Origin of the sequence: Paenibacillus phoenicis, assembly GCF_034718895.1 — a bacterium.
In the GTDB taxonomy this organism is placed as follows: domain Bacteria; phylum Bacillota; class Bacilli; order Paenibacillales; family Paenibacillaceae; genus Fontibacillus; species Fontibacillus phoenicis.
On sequence record NZ_JAYERP010000001.1, the window covers coordinates 4503210 to 4518018 of the forward strand.

Sequence of the window (14809 nt, forward strand, 5' to 3'; positions counted from 1 at the left end):
TGAGGTTGTTTATGAAAGGGACTACGATTTACGACGTTGCCAAGGAAGCGGGCGTGTCGATTGCGACCGTCTCCAACGTCATTAACGGCAAAGGCAACGTGGGCAAGAAGAAGCGGGAAGAAATCTTTAAGGTGATGGACCGACTTCAATACAAGCCAAGCGTCATCGCATCCGCTTTGATGGGGAAGAAGACGTATACGCTGGGACTGCTGATTCCCGATGTGTCGAACCCGTTCTTCTCCGAAATCGCCCGGGCTGTGGAAGATATGGCCCATGAGGAAGGGTACAGCGTCATTGTATGCAGCACGGATAATAACGACGAACGCATCGAGAAATACATCAAGCTTCTGGAACAAAAAAGCGTGGATGGCCTGCTGATCGGCACCGGCGCTGAAAATGCCAACATTATTGCGCAACTGTCCGAAAATTCCGTTCCGATCGTGATGATCGCCCGGGAGACGCCGGATATCACTGTGCATCGTGTATTGACGGACGACTTTAAAGGCGGTTCGCTGGCGGCGGGTCATCTTCTACAGCTCGGGCACGAGAACGTTGCGATCTTGTTGGAGAACGCTAAGTTCAGCAGCAGTAAGGAGCGCGTGAGAGGGTTCCGATTTGCGCTGTTCGAGGCCGGCAAGACGCTGGACGACGAGCGGATTGTTGCCTGCCAATCCACGATCAAGGACGGCAAGCGGGCGACGACGATGCTGCTTCGCGGGCCCAATCCGCCGACAGCCATCTTCTGCTGCAACGATATGCTGGCGATCGGCGCGTTGCAGGCGGCTAGGGAATGCGGCGTCCGCGTCCCGGAGCAGCTGTCGATCATCGGCTTCGACAACACGATTTTGTCAACAGTCACGAACCCGACGCTGACCACGATTGCCCAGCCAACGGACGAAATGGCGAAGCTGGCCTTTGGCTTGCTTCTCTCTTCGCCGGACGAAGGGAGCGACGACATCAAACAACGAATCGTTATGGAACCCAAGCTGATCGTCCGGGAATCCACGGGACCTGTACAACACGAAGCTGCCGGCCGTTGAGGCCGGCTCGCCGCATCGAACTGGCAGAAAGATTAGATGAACAACTGTCTAAATGATGGCAAACGGGACGCAGGCGGGATAAACCCCGCAGCGTCCCTTTTTCGTTGTTCCGGTCGGTTAACGCCCTATACTCAGCGCTGCGTTGCGGCCGGCGGTATACCCCGTGGCGAAAGCAGCAGTAATGTTGTATCCGCCGGTATAGCCGTGTACGTCCAGAATTTCGCCGCAGAAATAAAGTCCTGGCATCAGCTTCGATTGCATTGTTTTAGGATCGATTTCCTTTATATTCACGCCGCCGCCCGTTACAAAAGCTTCTTCAATCGATAACGTACCGTAGACCCGAATCGGGAAACGCTTAACCAACTGGGCGAATTGCAGCCACTTTTGCTTCGGAATGTGAGCGTAAGTCAGGTGAGGATCTAATTCGGCTTTTTGCAGCAGGATTGGGATGATTTTCTCAGGCAAATACGCTCTTAATACGTTTTTAATTGATTTTTTGGGATCTTGTTCAGCAAGCTTCAGCGTTTCGTTGTAGACTTCATCCTTGCTTTTATCGGGAGTAAAGTCAACGGAAACTTCAATATTCCCCGTGCCGAACTGCTTTAGAGCTTTGACAACGAACTGACTGCACCGTAAAGCAATTGGTCCTGAAATCCCGAAGTGCGTAAACAGCATATCGCCATGATGCTCGATCAGCTTCTTCCCCTTAGGATTCCATACGGAAAGGGATACGTTTCTTAAGGACAGCCCTTGCAGCTCCTTGCTTTGAATAAAAGGTTCATTCGAAGTGAGCGGAACTTCTGTTGGAAAAAGTTCAGTAATCGTGTGGCCGGCTTTCTCTGCCCAGGCATATCCGTCACCGGTCGACCCGGTTTGCGGGACGGATTTCCCTCCAACAGCGACAATCACCGCATGGCTCTCCAGCACTTCTCCGGTTTTCAGCTTGACGCCGACGGTTCGACCATTGTCGTAAAGAACTTCCGCTACGGGGCTATTTACCCGGATTTGAACACCTTGGGAGCGTACTTTGTTGATCAGCGCATCTACCACGGTCTTGGCTTTATCGGAGACAGGGAACATCCTCCCGTTGTCTTCTTCTTTGAGCCTAATCCCGAGTCCTTCAAAGAAAGCGATAATATCCTTATTGCCGAACGTGGTTAAAGCGCTGTAGAGGAAACGGCCGTTTCCGGGGATAAACTGGATGAGCTCGTCCAGCTCCTTGGCATTGGTGACATTACATCTTCCGCCGCCGGAGATGCCCAATTTACGTCCTAACTTGTCTCCCTTGTCCAATAAAAGAACTTTAGAACCCTGCTCACTTGACGCAATGGCGGCCATCAGCCCGGAGGGGCCGCCGCCGATGACGATGACATCTGCTTTTTTCATGTAATATCCTCTCTATTTGTACTATTCTTACTATTTTATAAACCATGAATTATTGTAAAACTTTGTCGGCTATGATTTAATCGAAACTAGAGTCGTATTTTTGTATTCTTCCGCCAGAGGAGGGAGAACGTGGATGTTGTTAAAGAGATCCTGCTTCAAGTGCTGATCGCCAGTTTGCCTGCTTTTCTGTTTCCGTTGACGTTTGAGAAAACAAATTGCTGCTGGCCTCACAACAACCGTAGCGCCGAGGGACATCCCTATGCCGTAGGCTTAATGTATACCTGCTTCACCAGCATGTTGCTTTGCGATATTTTTGCCTCGCGGTTATGGGAAGTTTCCCCTTTAAATTTCGGGATATTGCCCCTGTTTGCTCTCATGCTGTATGGTCGGCTCCGGGACGGGGTTACTTTGGCTCTGCTGCAGATCATCCTTCATCCTCTGTTTGCAGTAAATTACACCCTTATCGGGTTTATCATGGAGACGGGAATTCTCCTGTATCCTTTTGTTCTGCTCACTTCCCGCTATTTCAAAAGAACCGGTCGCCAGGGCAAAGTAGCCATCCTCTCTCTCTACTTTATGGGCGGGGAGACGATGATAGGTATGTCTCCATTTTTGACCGGAAGCCTATCATTCCATTCAGACCTCAACGCTATAACGAATGGATTCATTAATGTGTTAGTGACGATGCTGGTCGGCAGCTTGTTCGTTTACATGATCGAAAGCACCTTGGAGAAGGAGAAGCTGCGCGGCCAAGTGATGCAGCTGTCGCGCGAATACTTCCGCGAAGCGGAGAAGCTTCAGCAAATGATGGACGCCGCTCCGCTAGGTATCGTACTGCTGGATCAACAAGGTTATATTATATCGATAAATGAAACGTTTCTCCAACTCTATCGGACGTACCAAAAAGAGCCGAACGAATCGCGACGCGAGGATCTGCTGCTGCGCCGGTTGAGCGATGTGCTCAGCGGCGTGCCGATTGAGTCCATCGCCTCCCGAGTCGAGCAGTCGCTCGAAGGGCAAACGAAAGTGACCGACTTAATCAAAGCGGATAATCATATTTATTTTACCAGTACGTCTCCGATTCAAAAAAGCAAATCCAACGAAGTGATCGGTGCGGTAGCTATCGTTCAGGATATCACCGAACTGGAAACGCTGCGGATGGAGCTGAACCATGTGGAGCGGCTTAGTCTGGTGGGTCAGATGGCTGCCGGGATCACGCACGAAATCCGCAATCCGATGGCGGTGGTGCGGGGCTTTCTGCAGCTCATGCGGGAGAAGAGCCCGCCAACGCTTGATCATTATTACCGGATCGTGATGGAGGAGCTCGATCGGGCCAATGGCATCATCAATGACTTTCTTTCTCTGGCGCAGAATCGTCCAGTTGAAAGTGAGAAATGCCATCTCCACGACATCATCAAGGAGCTGACGCCGTTGCTTTGGGCAGATGCGAACCTTCGCGGCCAAACGATCGAGGTCAAGCTGGATGATTCCATGCCGGAATTGTTGCTGAATGCCAAGGAGATTAAACAGCTGATCTTAAATCTGTCGCGTAATGCGATGGAGGCGATGGCTGAGAAAGGGCAGCTTACGCTTGAGACCAGAGTGACCGATCAGGGTGGACTGCTGGTGGTCAGCGATACAGGACCCGGGATTCCTTCCGGGCAACGGGAGAAGCTGTTCGAGCCATTTTTCACGACAAAAGCGAAGGGAACAGGGCTGGGGCTGGCGTTATGCCTTAGCATCGTCGAACGCCACGGTGGCAAAATTACCGTCGATTCGACAGAGGGTCAAGGCACAACTTTTACCGTTCTTTTTCCACTCTCCTAAGCCGGGGTTGGGCCATTTGACGTCGATAGGCAGAGTTGCTTTCCTTCCCTATGAATGTATAATTAAATTAATCTGGCTAAGAGCGAGGCGATTGCGAGAGCTCAAAATAGAGCCATGTGATTATGCATAAGGAGTGATGGGTAATGTCGATGTCATTTGACCAATATATGAGAGACATGGTACAACCGATGAGAGACGAATTAACCGTGCTGGGGATTCAAGAGCTGCGTACGCCGGAGGAAGTAGAAGAGAAGCTGCCAAACGCGAAAGGGACTGCGCTGGTCGTTGTCAATTCCGTCTGCGGATGCGCAGCGGGACAATGCCGCCCGGGCGTAGCGAAGGCGTTGCAGCATGACGTGACACCGGACCACCTGTTTACCGTGTTTGCGGGTCAAGATAAAGAAGCAACGGCGAAAGCACGCGAATACTTCGCACCGTATCCGCCTTCTTCGCCTTCGATCGCATTGATGAAGGACGGCGAGCTCGTCCATTTCATCGAACGCCACCAAATTGAAGACCGTTCGGCTGAAGAAATCGCCGCTGATCTGACCAGCGCGTTTGACCGCTTCTGCCGGTAAGCTGTAGCGATCTCCGATCGATAGCAGCAGCGGATCAGCCAGCTGACCTTGTAGCAGCCAGCCGTTCCGCCAGCGGATGAAGCAGCATCTAATCTGCCTGCCGACCTGGCGACAGACGATCCTTAAGCTGATCCAGCGACGCAATCTGCAGCCGACGAATGGCCGCTGATCTGACAGTTGCTTTCGCCCCGCCATCCAGCCTGTCTGGATGGTTCGGGGCGTTTTTCGATTTAGGGCATACTACTTACATAAGGTGTTATATATTGGATGTGGAGGGATTTAGATGAGTTTGCAGCAGGAAATCATTAAGCGGTTTGGGGTTAAACCCGTCATTGACGTGGATGAGGAAATTCGCCGGCGGGTCGACTTTTTGAAGGAGCAGGTCAAAGCGGCGCGCACGACCGGCCTATTAATCGCGATCAGCGGCGGGATTGACAGCGCAGTAACCACCGGCTTGTGTAAACGGGCGACGGACGAGCTGACGCAGGAAACCGGCCAACCGTACATGACGTTGGGCGTGTTCCAGCCATACGGGAAGCAGGAGGACATCGAGCACAGCTACGAGGTGGCCAAGGCGTTTGGACTTAAGCATACGGTAGAGACGAATATTGAGGAAGCCGTAGACGAAATTGCCCTCGAAGTCGAGCACGGCTTGAAAAATATCGGGCAATCCCGTCACCTCAGCCCGCAAGGCAAAGGTAACGTGAAAGCGCGGACGCGGATGGTCATGCAATATGCGCTGGCTTTTGAGCTGAACCTGCTCGTTGTGGGCACCGACCATGCGTCCGAGGCGATTACCGGCTTTTACACCAAATGGGGCGATGGAGCCGTTGACGTTACGCCGCTCAGCTCGCTGAACAAACGCCAGGTTCGCCAGCTTGCCGTCCGCCTCGGCGTGCCGCAAAGCGTGATCGACAAGGCGCCAACCGCCGGCCTGTGGGAAGGGCAAACAGATGAGAAGGAGCTCGGAATCAGCTACGAAGATAACAGCGATTATCTGGAAGGCAAGCAGATCGATCCGGCCGTCCAAGAGCGCCTGGAGGCCTTCTACCGCAAAACCGAGCACAAGCGCAGCCCAATCCCGGGCATTTAATTAACACATAGATGATAGACGCGGGCCCGGGCAAGCTGCCCGGAGCCCGCTTTTTTCTAGGGTAACATAGTACTTTTTCCGCTCTCTTTCTATGATTATCCCGTTGCATCAGGCAGTGAGTGAGAGAAAGAAGCAAATATGCACGGTAGAAGTAAGATGTTGCAAGAAAAACGATAAGTACGGTTATATGCGACAGGGGGAACAGTGTTCATCGTTCATCGTTCATCGTCTCTCTGCCGCCCCCTTTTTGATGATTATCCCGTTGAATCAGCTCGTGGGAAATAAGAAGGAAGGGAACACGTCCAATAGCAAAAAAGATGCTGCGAGAACTTCGAGGGGCAGGATATAATTTGCGACAAAACCCCGGTACGGACATATTTCGCAAACACGCCTTATCGCAAATAAGCCTTATTGCAAATTGCCTTATACGGATAAAAACTACGTCAACACGTATTATATGGATAAACTACGTCAACACCGCCTTGTACGGATACATCCCCACAATGCGCATTAGTATGGATATCATGTGAATGGTCGATCAGCTGAGCTACGAAAGTCAGGTGGGAGGCTCCTAATTTGTGTTTTTCAGCATTCCGATTAGCACTTCTATCATTGCCTCTTAGTAGCCTCTTAGTATCTCGATTAGTAGCTTGATTAGCGGCTCGATTAACACTTCGATTTACGCGGCTGCTGCAAAGAACGGCTTCTTATGGTGTGCGTTCTGATGACTTGCGATTAATTGGCGGTAAGGGATCGCTGGAATGGACACGCACATCTGAAGCATATTATGACGCATTTCTTCCTCGGAAGGGGACATGCGCAGATGGCGGCGGACGGTGTATTCATTCAAATACGCCTGCAAATGTGTTAGCCCCAAGGCAATATACGTGCGCTTAAGCGAGTTCCACGCCGCTCTTACTTCTTTCCGCAAAGGCAAATACAGCCGATAAGCCAAATGGAACGACTGAACGGTGGAGGTATGGACATCGATATGATCATGGATGAACGCGGCGAGATCATGCCGGTCGGCACGTTGTCCTCTTTTATGCGATATCAGCTGGATCTTCACCCGCTCCGGCTCGCCATATTCCGTGACCGTGCAGCCGGCTACAACCGCGGTGGCATATGGCTGAGCAGCCGGATGATAACGCGACGAATCATACGCATACTGATCGCAGTTTACTTTCACGTCTCCAGAGAGCAGTTCCCGGGCATCGCATTCGCCGAGGGTATGACGGATTTTGTGCAGCATGAGCCAAGCGGTCTTGTAGGTAACTTCAATGACCTGACTCAACCGCAGCGCCGAGATGCCGTCGGGAAGCAGGAACAATTCGAGGGCTCGAAACCACTTCACAAGGGGCAGATGGGTTCTTTCAAAAATCGTGCCGACCAAAGGCGATGCCTGATAGCCGCATCGTCCGCACTCAAACAAAGGAAGGCGTCGGGAGGACAGGCGGGTGCACTCCGTATAAGCACAACGCGGGCAAACAAATCCGTTTGGCCACTTCATAGTGATGATCGCCTCAATGCAGTCCGCCTCACTTTGAAAACGGCTGCTGACAGGTTGAAGCAGCTCCGTATTCATACCTAACTCCATGTCCGATTCCTCCAATTCAAATCCTCTAACTCAATAAACACGAATGTACGTTCTCTTTTTTTCATTATACCAAACATACGTTCTATTTACAAGAAAAAAATCCCAGAAAGTCATTCTTATCTTTACGGAAAAGGAAAGATCAGCTCCCCGGGGACCTCATTTCACTCCCGTCCATGGATCTCTCAATTCTGAGCAAAAGGGATAATTGTGCAAAGTGGAGCAGCAAGAAGATCTCCTTCCCCGATCCCCCGTTCTGAACAAAAGGGATAATGGCGAAAAGAGTGGCGCGCGAGAAGGGCCCAAGGGGCAGGGGAAGCCAAGGGACGCCAGGGGACGTAAAGGGACGCCGATCTTTTACAATTTGAGTGAGCTTGGGCTTAGGTCCAGCAGTGATCCTAGTCTGTGGCGGAAATGGGACAGGAGGGTATAATGGCAGGGAAACCTAGCGAGCTTCCTATGGATGTGGTGTTCACGAGCTCTAGCATGAGTTGTAAATTGGGCCTAACTTGAATCTCTTTGCGACTTTGTTCGTATATATAACATAATTCTAGTCTTACATTTTATATGAAATGGAATGATGTTGGGAGATTTGAGGAGGAGGAGGGAGTTTCTATGAAAAACGTATTTACGATTTTTACAGCTCCGGTGGAAACGTTTAGGCGGGTGCGGGAGAGTAAGACCGCTTGGCTCTTTGCGCTTGCGGTGATGATCCTTGTCTCCGTTGTCGTGATCTACATGCAGATGCCGGTGCTGGAGAAGGAATTTCAACGGCAGATCCAAAGTCAACAGTTGGATGCCGCGATGCAGGCGACGTTTATGGCGACAGCGAAGACGTCTGCTTACGTGATGGGCGTAGTGATGCCGATTATCACGATTTTCGTGACAGGCCTGCTGTTGTTGCTGCTGAATTTAGTCGTGCGCGGTGAAGGCAAATACATGCAGTTTGTTTCCATCGCTGCTTATTCCGCTCTGCCGGGGCTGTTAGGCAGCTTGATCACGGGAATTATGATCATGACGATGGACGTGCAGTCCGTCACGGATGTTTCGCTGAGCTTGGGGGCCTTTATCTCCGATAAGTCCAGCCCAATGTACCAGTTCTTATCCTTGATCAATCCATTTTCGATTTGGGGGCTCGTACTGTATATTATCGGCTCTTCGGTCATGATGAAACGGCCTTACAAAACGGTGGCAGGTTGGATTATTGTAGCATGGCTCGTGTTATCGCTGGGATCGCTGTTGCTGGTTTAAGTCCGGAATTATACATAACAGGATAGGTGATGGACTTGTTGAAGAAAAAATGGTTTTGGGGCGCCATCGTCGGTTTGGCGGTCATCGCGTTGGTCGTTGCCAACCTGATTGGGTTGAATCGGGCAACTGAAGTGAAGGTTACCGCCGTAGAGATGGGCAAAATCGTCGAGCAAATCTACACGAACGGCAAGCTGGAGCCGGGACAGACGACCTCGGTGTACGCTCCGGCAAGCGGATTGGTGGAAGCGGTAAAGGTGAAGTCAGGCGATACGGTCAAGAAAGGGCAGGTTCTCCTTACGCTGAGCATGGAGCAAGTGCGGGAGCAACTGGAGAAGGAACGGATTAATCTGCAATTGACCGAAGCGGAACGACTGGCGGCCAAAAAGCAGCATTTTGAAAGCTTCAAGCAAGCGCGTCTCGAAAACCCGGACCTCGAACCGGAGGAGTTGGACCTTACCACCTATGATTTGCGTATTCGTTCCAGTCAGCTGACGATCCAATCCCTGGAGAAGCAGCTCGCCAATCAGCAGGTGCTAGCCCCAGCCGACGGCGTTGTCACCTCACTTGCGGTAAACGCAGGTCAAATGCTGGCCGAAGGCAGCGAAATCGCAACGATTGCCGATGTGAGCCGGCTTAAAGTAAGTGCATACCTGAATGAGCTGGATGCAGGCAAGGCGGAGCAAGGGATGAAGGCCGTGGTTACCGGTGAGGCTTTTTCGGACAGTTATGAGGGCAGTATCTCGTATTTGGCTCCTACGGCGGGGGTGACCGATCCAACATCCAAGGATACGTCGGTGGAAATGGAAGTCAGCCTGAATCAAGTATCGCCGGAGCTTCGTCCGGGGTATAACGTCACGGTAGAGATGGAGATTCCCGATAAGGAGCGGCTTCTTGCGCCAATCGACGCGGTTCAGTACGACGGTGAGCAGGCATACGTCTTTAAGGTTCAGGACGGTGTTGCCGTTAAGGTGCCGGTTACAACGGGGAAGGAAGGCGAGGATCAAATTGAATTGGTCTCCGGGGCGGCCGCAGGCGATCTGGTCGTGGTGGAAGGCGGCGACAAGCTGCAGGATGGCGCTAAGGTGAAGGTGAAATGATTACACTCAAAGGCATCACCAAAATATACAAAAACGGTCCCCTTGAGGTACAGGCTTTGACCCCCATTGATCTGCACATCGAGAAAGGCGAGTTCGTGGCCATCATGGGCTCATCAGGCTCGGGCAAATCAACGTTGATGAACATTATCGGCTGCCTGGACGTCCCGACCTCCGGCAGCTATGAGCTGGACGGAGCTCCGGTAGAGTCGCTGAGCGAGGAGGAGTTGGCACGCGTACGGAACCGGAAAATCGGGTTCGTTTTCCAGAGCTTTAATCTGCTGGGCCGGCAAACCGTGCTGCAAAACGTCACGCTGCCGATGATGTACGCCGGCATCCCCCGGGAGAAGCGCAACGAGCGGGCACTTGAGCTGCTTCGCAGGGTTGGGCTGGCTGAACGGGTTAAGCACCGCCCAAACGAGCTTTCCGGCGGTCAGAAACAGCGGGTGGCGATCGCCCGGGCGCTGACGATGAACGCACCGATCTTGCTGGCCGATGAGCCTACCGGGAACCTAGATACGAAATCGTCCTATGAAATCATGGATTTGTTCAAAGAAATTCACGCCGAAGGGACGACGATCGTGCTCGTTACCCACGAACCGGACATCGCCGAGCATGCCGACCGGATCATCACGTTTGGGGACGGACGGATCCTAAGCGACAAGCGTAAAGGGAGTGTTGGCGGATGAGCATTTGGGAGAGCATCCTTGTTGCCCTGGACAATCTCCGAATGAACAAGCTGCGTTCCTTCCTGACGATGATCGGCATCGTTTTTGGCGTCGCTGCGGTGGTCACGGTTGTGTCTATTGGCCAGGCTGGACAAAGCTCGATTATGTCGGAGATTTCTAACTATGAGGATGGGTATTTTCTGATCTATCCGAACTATAACAACGGAGAACCCGAGGACAATACCTATTTCCGGCAGCGTGAATTGGCAGAGATTCGTAAGCTCCCGGGGGTCCGTTACGTTTCGTCGTCGTCTTCCTATGGGATGACCGGTAAGCTTAAGAAGGAAGAGCTGCAATTTAGTATCACTGGGACGACCTCGGATTCGCCTAAAATGCAGAAAATCGATGTGGTGGCGGGCAGGTTTTTTAACTCACAAGAGGAGCGGGCGCGTCAAAAAATCCTTGTAGTTGAGGCCAAATATGCCAATAAAGCGTTTGGTTCCCCGCAAGGGGCAATCGGCCGGAAAATCCAATTATCCGGAGGGATGTTCCGGATTGTTGGGGTGTACAAGGCGCAGGAGAGCCTCATGAGCAGCTTTGGCGGAGAGCGTTACTCCGCTTACACACCGATTACGGCTATGCTGGACGGGGAAGGGGCAAGCGATCGCTTAAGTATGCTCGAGATTCTGCCCACATCGCCGGAGAGAATGGATGAAACGGTGGAGACGGTCAAGTCCTGGCTTGCGGACCGGAAAAACGTAAGCAAGGATGCTTATGTCACGGAATCGGCAAGGGATGCGGAACAAATGATAAAAAGCACGTTCTCCATCCTGCAAACGATCATCGGTTCTATCGCCGGCATCTCCCTGCTTGTCGGGGGGATCGGGGTCATGAACATCATGCTGGTCTCCGTCACGGAACGGACCCGGGAAATCGGGATCCGCAAAGCGATTGGCGCGACGCCGGGGACGATCATGCTCCAGTTTATGATCGAAGCGGTCATCCTCTCGTTTATCGGGGGCACGATTGGCGCCCTGTTAGGGTTATTGGCGGCCTGGGTGTTCGCTTTGATCTCGGGGTGGCCGTTTGTCATCTCGATTTGGGCGATTTTGCTGGCCTTTGGATTTTCGGCTGCGGTGGGTATTTTCTTCGGCTTGTACCCAGCCAACAAAGCCTCCAAGCTGCACCCTATCGAATCGCTGCGTTACGAATAACAAAACAACCCGGTTCTCCGTTGGGTGGAGCCGGGTTGTTTCTTTTTGTTGCGGGTTACTATGATGTTGTGGGGCAACGGGGTTACGCCTTTGCTCCGGATGGCTGAACCGGGATATAAATGTCGATCTGTTTACCTTCCTTCGGCCAGCAGCGTTCATCATACCATTCAAAATCGGGCGCAGCCACTTGCTCGTAGCCGGACGTCGGGAACCAGCTCGTAAAGATTTCGTCCCATGTCTGCTGAATGGACGAGGAGAAATCGGCTTCACCTGCTGGCGGAGTGGTGAAGATCGCATAGGTTTGCGCTGGGACCCGATACTCGGTGAGTCCTTCCTGAACCTCGGTTGTTTCGTCGACTTCAAAGCCGATGATATAGCGGAACGTGCCGTCTTCATCGAGGGCGGTGCAGACGCCGAGTTCAACATTTGGATGGAGTTTGCCGGGGACGCGGGAGCCCCATTGTTCACGCATATAATTTTGCCAGAACGCTGGAATGTCCTTGTGATTTTGTCCATCCTCCGTTTTTGTTTGGATTGCGAAACCCAGGATGCGCTTAGCTGGAATCTGTTCAATACGGTATTGCATGACATAATCTCCCCAATCATAAGTAATTTGAGCAACGAAATCTCGAAGCGGATTGGCCCTGGGTACCAGGTATGGCGGGCGGCCGCGGCGGCGGCATTCCGTAGGCAGGATTCCGTACATTTTCCGGAAGGCCCGGGTAAAGGCCTCATGGGAACCAAAGCCGCAGCGCAGCGCGATGTCGACTATCTTCAGATCAGAATGTGCCAGGAGTTCGGCTGCTAGAGACAATCTGCGCTTTCGGATATAAGACGTCATCGTCTCGCCGACGAAAAACAGGAACGTGCGATGAAAATGGTATTCCGAGTAAAACATCGCCTTGGCCACCTCAGCCAACGTGAGCTCCTCGCCTAGCCGTTCTTCGATATAATCGATGCTTTTTTGAATGGTGTTGATTTGATTCATAACTGCCTCCAGACCGGTCTATGGTTCAAGTATAGCGGACCGAAAAATTGGCTTCTTGATCATTCTTGCGGTTGGGAAGATAAGCTAGCTTCAGCATAGCATAGGGGAAGGGGAGGAGCAGTGCCGCTTGTCTCCCGTTTGGCCGGTGATTTGTCAATCCCTGTGGCAAGACTCGCGCCTCCCCCCGTTCCCTGCTACAATGGGGGAAGCGACCGTTTATGGGCTTGACTCGGACGGGGCGCATGGAGAGAAGTTTTTGAAGGAAGAAGGGCTGCCTGTTGATTTTCGGAATCGGACATGACATCGTCGAAATCCAGCGCATGGAGCGCTTGTTAAACAAGTCGATCGGCGAACGGCTGCGCCGGCGGATCTTAACCGTGGCGGAGCTGGAGCTGCCTGGACAAGCTGCCCGACCGGCGGAGTTCTTGGCGGGGCGGTTTGCGGCGAAGGAAGCCGTCAGCAAGGCGTTTGGCTGTGGCATCGGTCAGGTGCTAAGCTTTACTGATATCGAGATTTTGCCCGATGCGCACGGGAAACCGTTTGTGACGCTGACGCCGGGAGCCTGGGAACGACTTGGTCTGTCTGGTGTCGGCCGACCGGAGGGCAGCGGGTATACCATACATCTTAGCATTACGCATGAGCGGCAACTGGCTTCGGCCTTTGCCGTGGTGGAACGCGTGGAATAGAAGGAGAGCAGGATGCGGGGAAACAGGGAAACACGGGTATTTTTCAGTACAGAACTGCTTAGTTGGTATGAGCGGTCGAAGCGGGACTTGCCTTGGCGCAGGCATCGCGATCCTTATTATATTTGGGTGTCGGAAATTATGCTGCAACAGACGCGTGTGGATACGGTGATTCCGTATTTTCAGCGGTTTATCGAGCGGTTTCCGACGATTCGGGATCTGGCAGAGGCGCCGGAGGAAGAGGTGCTGAAATGCTGGGAGGGCCTTGGCTATTATTCGCGGGCCCGCAATCTGCAGGCCGCGGCCAAGCAGGTGATGGAGCGGCACGGAGGGATCGTGCCGGATACCAAGGCGGAGGTATCCGCCTTGAAGGGGGTTGGCCCGTATACGACCGGGGCGATCTTGAGCATTGCTTTTAACCGCCCGGAACCGGCGGTGGACGGTAACGTCATGCGGGTGCTGTCGCGCTACTTCCTCATCGAGGAAGACGTCGCGAAGGCTGGGACACGCACCCTCATGGAGGAGCTGGCCGCGGAGCTGATCCCGGAAGGGCGGGCCTCCGATTTTAATCAGGCTTTGATGGAGCTGGGCGCGCTTGTCTGCACGCCTAAGTCGCCGCAATGCCTGATCTGTCCGGTGATGGCCCGCTGCGCCGGCCGGCTCGAAGGCGCGGAGGAGCGCCTGCCGGTCAAGAGCAAGGCGAAGCCGCCGCGGCCGGAGTACCGGCTCGCCGCCCTCGTCGAAGGCGGCGGGGCGCTGGCCGGCCGCGTGCTCGTGCGCCGGCGGCCGGACACGGGGCTGCTCGCACGGATGTGGGAGCTGCCCCACATCCCCGCCGACGCCGTGCCGGGCGAAGGCGCCGGCCTCCCCGACGGCCCGGCGATGGACCGGCTGGCGGCGGCACTGGCCGCCGCCGGGGTGCCCGCCCGGCCGGGCGGGGCGTTGCTGAACGCGGAGCACACGTTCAGCCATATCCATTGGAATCTCCGCGTGTTTCGTTTTGACGCGGAGATTCCAATGGAGGCGGCCGGCCGCGGCGTAGGGCCCGCGGCCGTGGCCGAGACCGCCGCGGCGTATGACGCGGCGGGCGGCGCCGACTCGGCGGCCCGGCCACAGGCCTCGGACGCCGGGGCCGCCGCCGATGACACCGCAGCCGAGTACCGGTGGATCACTCGGGAAGATATGGATAACCTGGCGTTCCCGAACGTGTTCCTGCGTATTCTGAATGGGTACTTTGGCGCTTAATGCGCCGAAGCCTCCAGGAAGCAGGGTGCCTAACAGCACGCGATACACGCAATAAGTTAATATTGTTCTGAATCAAAGGGATAGATCAATCCCCATAAGCAAAATAGCGGTACTTTTTACCGTTATACTGCCCAGTAGGCTAGTCCCC

At 53.5% G+C, this 14809-nt stretch carries 13 protein-coding genes; 10 read left to right on the top strand and 3 right to left on the bottom strand.

Features of this window, described 5'->3' with window-relative positions:
- Positions 1–11: 11 nt before the first annotated feature.
- Positions 12–1040: a LacI family DNA-binding transcriptional regulator gene (locus U9M73_RS21045; RefSeq protein WP_323078982.1), complete on the top strand. Its 1029-nt coding sequence runs from the start codon at positions 12–14 to the stop codon at positions 1038–1040.
- 117 nt (positions 1041–1157) lie between these two features.
- On the opposite strand, the gene U9M73_RS21050 is transcribed toward U9M73_RS21045, so the two are convergent.
- Positions 1158–2426: a BaiN/RdsA family NAD(P)/FAD-dependent oxidoreductase gene (locus U9M73_RS21050; RefSeq protein ID WP_323078984.1), complete on the bottom strand. Its 1269-nt coding sequence runs from the start codon at positions 2424–2426 to the stop codon at positions 1158–1160.
- 129 nt (positions 2427–2555) lie between these two features.
- Here U9M73_RS21050 and U9M73_RS21055 point away from each other — a divergent pair, with 129 nt between their 5' ends.
- From U9M73_RS21055 to nadE, 3 genes are all read left to right on the top strand, one after another.
- A complete protein-coding gene (locus tag U9M73_RS21055; RefSeq protein WP_009224097.1) occupies positions 2556–4253 on the top strand; it encodes a two-component system sensor histidine kinase NtrB in 1698 nt (565 codons plus the stop codon).
- A 143-nt stretch (positions 4254–4396) separates the two neighbouring features.
- Positions 4397–4831 carry a BrxA/BrxB family bacilliredoxin gene (locus tag U9M73_RS21060; protein ID WP_009227056.1) on the top strand — a complete coding sequence of 145 codons (435 nt, stop codon included), beginning with the start codon at positions 4397–4399 and terminating at the stop codon, positions 4829–4831.
- A gap of 283 nt (positions 4832–5114) precedes the next feature.
- Positions 5115–5924 (top strand): NAD(+) synthase, encoded by an 810-nt coding sequence (gene nadE / locus U9M73_RS21065; protein WP_009227057.1) that lies wholly within the window; start codon positions 5115–5117, stop codon positions 5922–5924.
- Positions 5925–6603: 679 nt separating this feature from the next.
- On the opposite strand, the gene U9M73_RS21070 is transcribed toward nadE, so the two are convergent.
- Positions 6604–7521: an IS1595 family transposase gene (locus U9M73_RS21070; protein ID WP_323078985.1), complete on the bottom strand. Its 918-nt coding sequence runs from the start codon at positions 7519–7521 to the stop codon at positions 6604–6606.
- A 612-nt stretch (positions 7522–8133) separates the two neighbouring features.
- Here U9M73_RS21070 and U9M73_RS21075 point away from each other — a divergent pair.
- From U9M73_RS21075 to U9M73_RS21090, 4 genes are read left to right on the top strand one after another with little or no spacing between them, the layout of a single operon-like run.
- Complete coding sequence (locus U9M73_RS21075) at positions 8134–8769, top strand: YIP1 family protein (protein ID WP_157273559.1); 636 nt, start codon at positions 8134–8136, stop codon at positions 8767–8769.
- A 29-nt stretch (positions 8770–8798) separates the two neighbouring features.
- A complete protein-coding gene (locus U9M73_RS21080; protein WP_260071312.1) occupies positions 8799–9866 on the top strand; it encodes an efflux RND transporter periplasmic adaptor subunit in 1068 nt (355 codons plus the stop codon).
- Positions 9863–10552: an ABC transporter ATP-binding protein gene (locus U9M73_RS21085; RefSeq protein ID WP_009227061.1), complete on the top strand. Its 690-nt coding sequence runs from the start codon at positions 9863–9865 to the stop codon at positions 10550–10552. Before U9M73_RS21080 ends, U9M73_RS21085 begins: the two co-directional genes overlap by 4 nt.
- Positions 10549–11745 carry an ABC transporter permease gene (locus U9M73_RS21090; RefSeq protein WP_260071313.1) on the top strand — a complete coding sequence of 399 codons (1197 nt, stop codon included), beginning with the start codon at positions 10549–10551 and terminating at the stop codon, positions 11743–11745. The genes U9M73_RS21085 and U9M73_RS21090 overlap by 4 nt, the downstream gene beginning before the upstream one ends.
- Positions 11746–11827: 82 nt before the next feature.
- Here U9M73_RS21090 and U9M73_RS21095 read toward each other — a convergent pair whose 3' ends face one another.
- Complete coding sequence (locus U9M73_RS21095; protein WP_323078988.1) at positions 11828–12733, bottom strand: AraC family transcriptional regulator; 906 nt, start codon at positions 12731–12733, stop codon at positions 11828–11830.
- Between the two features lie 278 nt (positions 12734–13011).
- On the opposite strand from U9M73_RS21095, the gene acpS reads away from it, so the two are divergent.
- Positions 13012–13419: a holo-ACP synthase gene (gene acpS / locus U9M73_RS21100; RefSeq protein ID WP_260071314.1), complete on the top strand. Its 408-nt coding sequence runs from the start codon at positions 13012–13014 to the stop codon at positions 13417–13419.
- Positions 13420–13431: 12 nt separating this feature from the next.
- Complete coding sequence (gene mutY / locus U9M73_RS21105; protein WP_260071315.1) at positions 13432–14661, top strand: A/G-specific adenine glycosylase; 1230 nt, start codon at positions 13432–13434, stop codon at positions 14659–14661.
- Positions 14662–14809: the final 148 nt, after the last annotated feature.